The organism is Trueperaceae bacterium, from assembly GCA_031581195.1.
Lineage (GTDB): Bacteria > Deinococcota > Deinococci > Deinococcales > Trueperaceae > SLSQ01.
On the sequence record JAVLCF010000165.1, the window covers coordinates 1 to 3,419 of the forward strand.

The 3,419-nt window shown below is 78.0% G+C and carries 5 protein-coding genes; 4 read left to right on the forward strand and 1 reads right to left on the reverse strand.

Annotation, left to right across the window (positions count from 1 at the left end; genetic code table 11):
• Positions 1-618, reverse strand: a 618-nt coding sequence (locus RI554_10910; GenBank protein ID MDR9392522.1) for an LptF/LptG family permease, incomplete at its 3' end; no start/stop codon positions are given.
• A gap of 119 nt (positions 619-737) precedes the next feature.
• On the opposite strand from RI554_10910, the gene trmB reads away from it, so the two are divergent.
• From trmB to RI554_10930, 4 genes are all read left to right on the forward strand, one after another.
• Positions 738-1,757, forward strand: a complete 1,020-nt coding sequence (trmB, locus tag RI554_10915) for a tRNA (guanosine(46)-N7)-methyltransferase TrmB (protein MDR9392523.1) — start codon at positions 738-740, stop codon at positions 1,755-1,757.
• Between the two features lies 1 nt (position 1,758).
• Positions 1,759-2,571 carry a polyphenol oxidase family protein gene (locus RI554_10920; GenBank protein ID MDR9392524.1) on the forward strand — a complete coding sequence of 271 codons (813 nt, stop codon included), beginning with the start codon at positions 1,759-1,761 and terminating at the stop codon, positions 2,569-2,571.
• A gap of 10 nt (positions 2,572-2,581) precedes the next feature.
• A complete protein-coding gene (locus RI554_10925; GenBank protein MDR9392525.1) occupies positions 2,582-3,226 on the forward strand; it encodes a MazG nucleotide pyrophosphohydrolase domain-containing protein in 645 nt (214 codons plus the stop codon).
• A 10-nt stretch (positions 3,227-3,236) separates the two neighbouring features.
• Positions 3,237-3,419, forward strand: a 183-nt coding sequence (locus RI554_10930; protein ID MDR9392526.1) for a hypothetical protein, incomplete at its 3' end; no start/stop codon positions are given.

A 3,419-nucleotide genomic window follows, 5' to 3' on the forward strand; every position in this document is an offset into this window, starting at 1 on the left:
GCTCAACCGCCACGTGGCGTCGCGCGACGCCCACGTGCCGCTCCCGGCGGTCAGGACCGTGCCGTCCGGCCGGCGGACGAGGACCCCCTCGAGCCGCGCGACGCGCGGGTCGTCGCGGTCGGCGCGGACCCGGGCGGCGTGGAAGATCGTGCCCTCCACCAGGAACGACACGTCGCGGTCGGACGCCGCCGGCGGGCGACCGTACAGGAAGTCGTCGATGATCGCTTGGTAGGTGCGTTCCGCCCGCGGTTCCCACACGCCGTTCACGACGATCGCCACGCCGCTCACGACGACGCCCCACGCCACGAGCGGCGCGATCAGGGCGCGCGGGGCGACGCCGCCCGCCTGCGCCGCCTTCAACTCCGAATCGCGGGCCATGCGCCCGCCGGCGGTGAGGACCGCGAACGTCGCGGCGACGGGGAGGCCCAGATGCAGGAACCAGGGGACCTTCGCCCACACCAGCCGGAGGATCGCCCCGAGCCCGGCCTCCTGCTCGACGAGGAAGCGCGCCAGGACGCTCAGGAGGTCGATCGACAACAGCAACGTCACGCCCGCGAGCCCGACCCCGAACAGGCCCGACGTCTCCCGGAGCAGGCTGCGCGCGAGGCGTTCCGGCACCCGCGCATGCTACCAGAGGCCTTCGCGCCGCCCCGACCGCTCCCCGAGCCCGCTCCGGCGCACCGGGGCGCGTCGCCGACGGCCCCCGCCGGCCTCCCTGGGGTAGGTTCGGGGACGCCATGCCCGCCGACGCCCCACCCCCCCTCGCGCCCCGCGTCGACCCCGACGCCGGCGCCCGCCCCCTCGTCGCCTGGCGGCGCGCGCCGTTCCCGGCCCCGTGGGCCACCTGGTTCGGGCGCCGCGCCCCGCTGCACCTCGAGGTGGGCTTCGGGGACGGGCGCTTCACCGTCCGGCGGGCGCTGGACGCGCCGGAGGCGGACTTCGTCGGGATCGAGACGTCCGGCGTCAGCGTCCGTCGCGCCCTCGCGAAGCTGCGGCGCGAGGGGCTCGACAACGTCCGGCTCCTCAAGGGCCCCGCGCAGGTCGTGGTCCGCCGGGCGTTCGCGCCGGGCAGCCTGGCGAGCGTCACCGTGAACTTCCCCGACCCCTGGCCGAAGGGACGGCACGAGGAGAAGCGCCTGTTGCGGCGCGACGTGTTCGCCCTGTTCGCGGCGCGCCTCGCCGACGGCGGCGAGGTGCGCCTCGCGACCGACCACCCCGACTACCTCGCCTTCGCCGAGGCGGAGGCGGCCGCGTCGGGCCTGTTCGACGCCGTCCCCCGCGATCCGCCCCCCGCGACGTTCGAAACGAAGTACGCCCTGAAGTGGCGCGAGCAGGGCAAACCGCTGCACTACCGCGCCTTCGTGCGCACCGACGCCCCCGCGCCCGACGTTCCCGTCCCGGAAAGGCCCCCCACGATGCCGCACGCGTTGTTCACCGGCTCCCTGCCCGACGCCCCCCCGTTCGAGAAGACCGTCGTGCCGTACGAGGGCGGTCACGTGGTGCTGCACGAGGTGGCGCGCAGCCTCGCCGGCGATCGCGGCGACCGGCGCCTGCTCGTGCGCGTCACCGTCGACGAGCCCGACCTCACGCAACAGCTCCTCGTCGAGGTGCAGGCGCGCGGCGACGACGGCTTCATCGCCCGCATCGGGTCGTTCGGCGATCCGTTGATCACGCCCGCCGTGCGCGGTGCGGTGCACGCGGTCACCGCCTGGCTCGAGCGCGACGCCGGCCTGCAGGTCGTCGCGCGGCACTACTGAGGTGCCCGCCGCGCCGCCCGACGCCCTCGCGCCGCTGCGCCTCCCGGCGTTCCCCGCCCCGCACGGCTTCACCACCCGCGCGGGCGGCGTCGGCGTCGGTCGGTACGCCACCCTGAACCTCGGGACGCACGTCGGGGACGACGCGGACGTCGTGGCGGAGAACCGCCGGCGGGCGCTCCGGGCGGCCGAGGCCGACCCGGCGCGCACCGCGCACGCGCGGCAGGTGCACGGCGCCACGGTGCTGGACGCCGCCGACGCCGCGGACGGCGTGCGTGAGGGCGACGCCCTGGTCGCCACGCGCCCCGGCTGGACGGTGGTCGTGACGGTCGCCGACTGCGTCCCGGTGCTGCTCTCGACGCCCGATGCGCGGGCGGTCGCCGCCGTCCACGCCGGCTGGCGGGGGCTCGTCGCCGGCGTCGTGGACGCCGCCGTCGCCGCCCTCGCCGCGCGCAGCGGGGTCGGTCCGGAGGCGCTGCACGCCGCCGTCGGGCCGCACGCCGGCGCCGGCGCGTGGGCGGCCGACCGCCCCGGCTACCAGGTCGGGCCGGAGGTCGTCGCCGCCTACGCCGACGCCGGCTTCCCCGACGCCGTCGCGCGGCCCGACCCGCGCGCCGCCGGCCGGTTCGAGGTGTCGCTGGAGGCGGCGACCCGCGCCGCGCTGGCGCGGGCCGGCGTCCGACCGGACCGGGTCGCGGTCGGCCCGTGGGACACGTTGGCGGACGCCGAACGGTTCTTCTCGCACCGGCGCGAGGGCGGTTCGACCGGCCGGCACTGGGCGTGGGTGCGGACCGTGGACGCCGCCGGCGGCTGGTAGGCTCCCCGCCATGGAGCGGCTTCTGGACGTCCTGCGCGCCCTTCGGGCCCCCGACGGGTGCCCGTGGGACCGGGCGCAGACGCACGACAGCCTCCGGCCGCAGCTGCTCGAGGAGGCCGCCGAAGCGGTCGACGCCCTCGGGAGCGGCGACGACGCCGCCGTCGTCGAGGAGCTCGGGGACGTGCTGCTGCACGTCGGCTTCCACGCCGTGCTCGGGGAGGAGTCCGGCCGGTTCGACGCCGACGCCATTCTGGACGCCCTCGTCGCGAAGTTGGTGCGGCGCCACCCGCACGTGTTCGGGGACGAACGCGCGACCGACGCCGCGGACGTCGAGGCGACGTGGGCGCGGGTGAAGGCCGAGGAGCGCGGCGGCGCCCCCCGCGATCCCCTCGACGCCGTCCCGGCGAGCCTCCCCGCCCTCGCGCGCGGCGCCGGCCTCGCCGACGCCCTCGGGTGGGCGCCGGACGACGACGCCGTGGCGCGGGCCGGCGCCGGCGCGGACGACGACGCCACCCTCGCGGGGGCGTTGCTGGCGCTCGCGATCCGCGCGAGCCGGCGCGGCGTCGATCCGGAGGTGTTGCTGCGCGACGCCCTCCGCGAGCGGGCCGCCCGCCACGACGGTGCGGGCGGCGCCGGTGCGGCGGCGGGGTCGTGAGGGGGGCGTCGTGAGGGTGGCGGAGCTCGACGGGCTGCGCGGCGCCCTGCAGGGCGTCGCCGCGGGGGGGACGCCGCTTCCGGACGGGCATCGCGCCGCAGCGATCCTGGTGCCGTTGCTGGTGGGCGACGCCGGGATCGAGGTGGCGTTCATCACCCGCGCCCGCCACCTGGCCGCGCACCCCGGCCAGATC

Excerpts from the sequence above, each read along its gene's own strand:
- trmB (MDR9392523.1), top strand. The coding sequence starts at position 738 with ATGCCCGCCGACGCCCCACCCCCCCTCGCGCCCCGCGTCGACCCCGAC.
- RI554_10925 (MDR9392525.1), top strand. The coding sequence starts at position 2,582 with ATGGAGCGGCTTCTGGACGTCCTGCGCGCCCTTCGGGCCCCCGACGGG.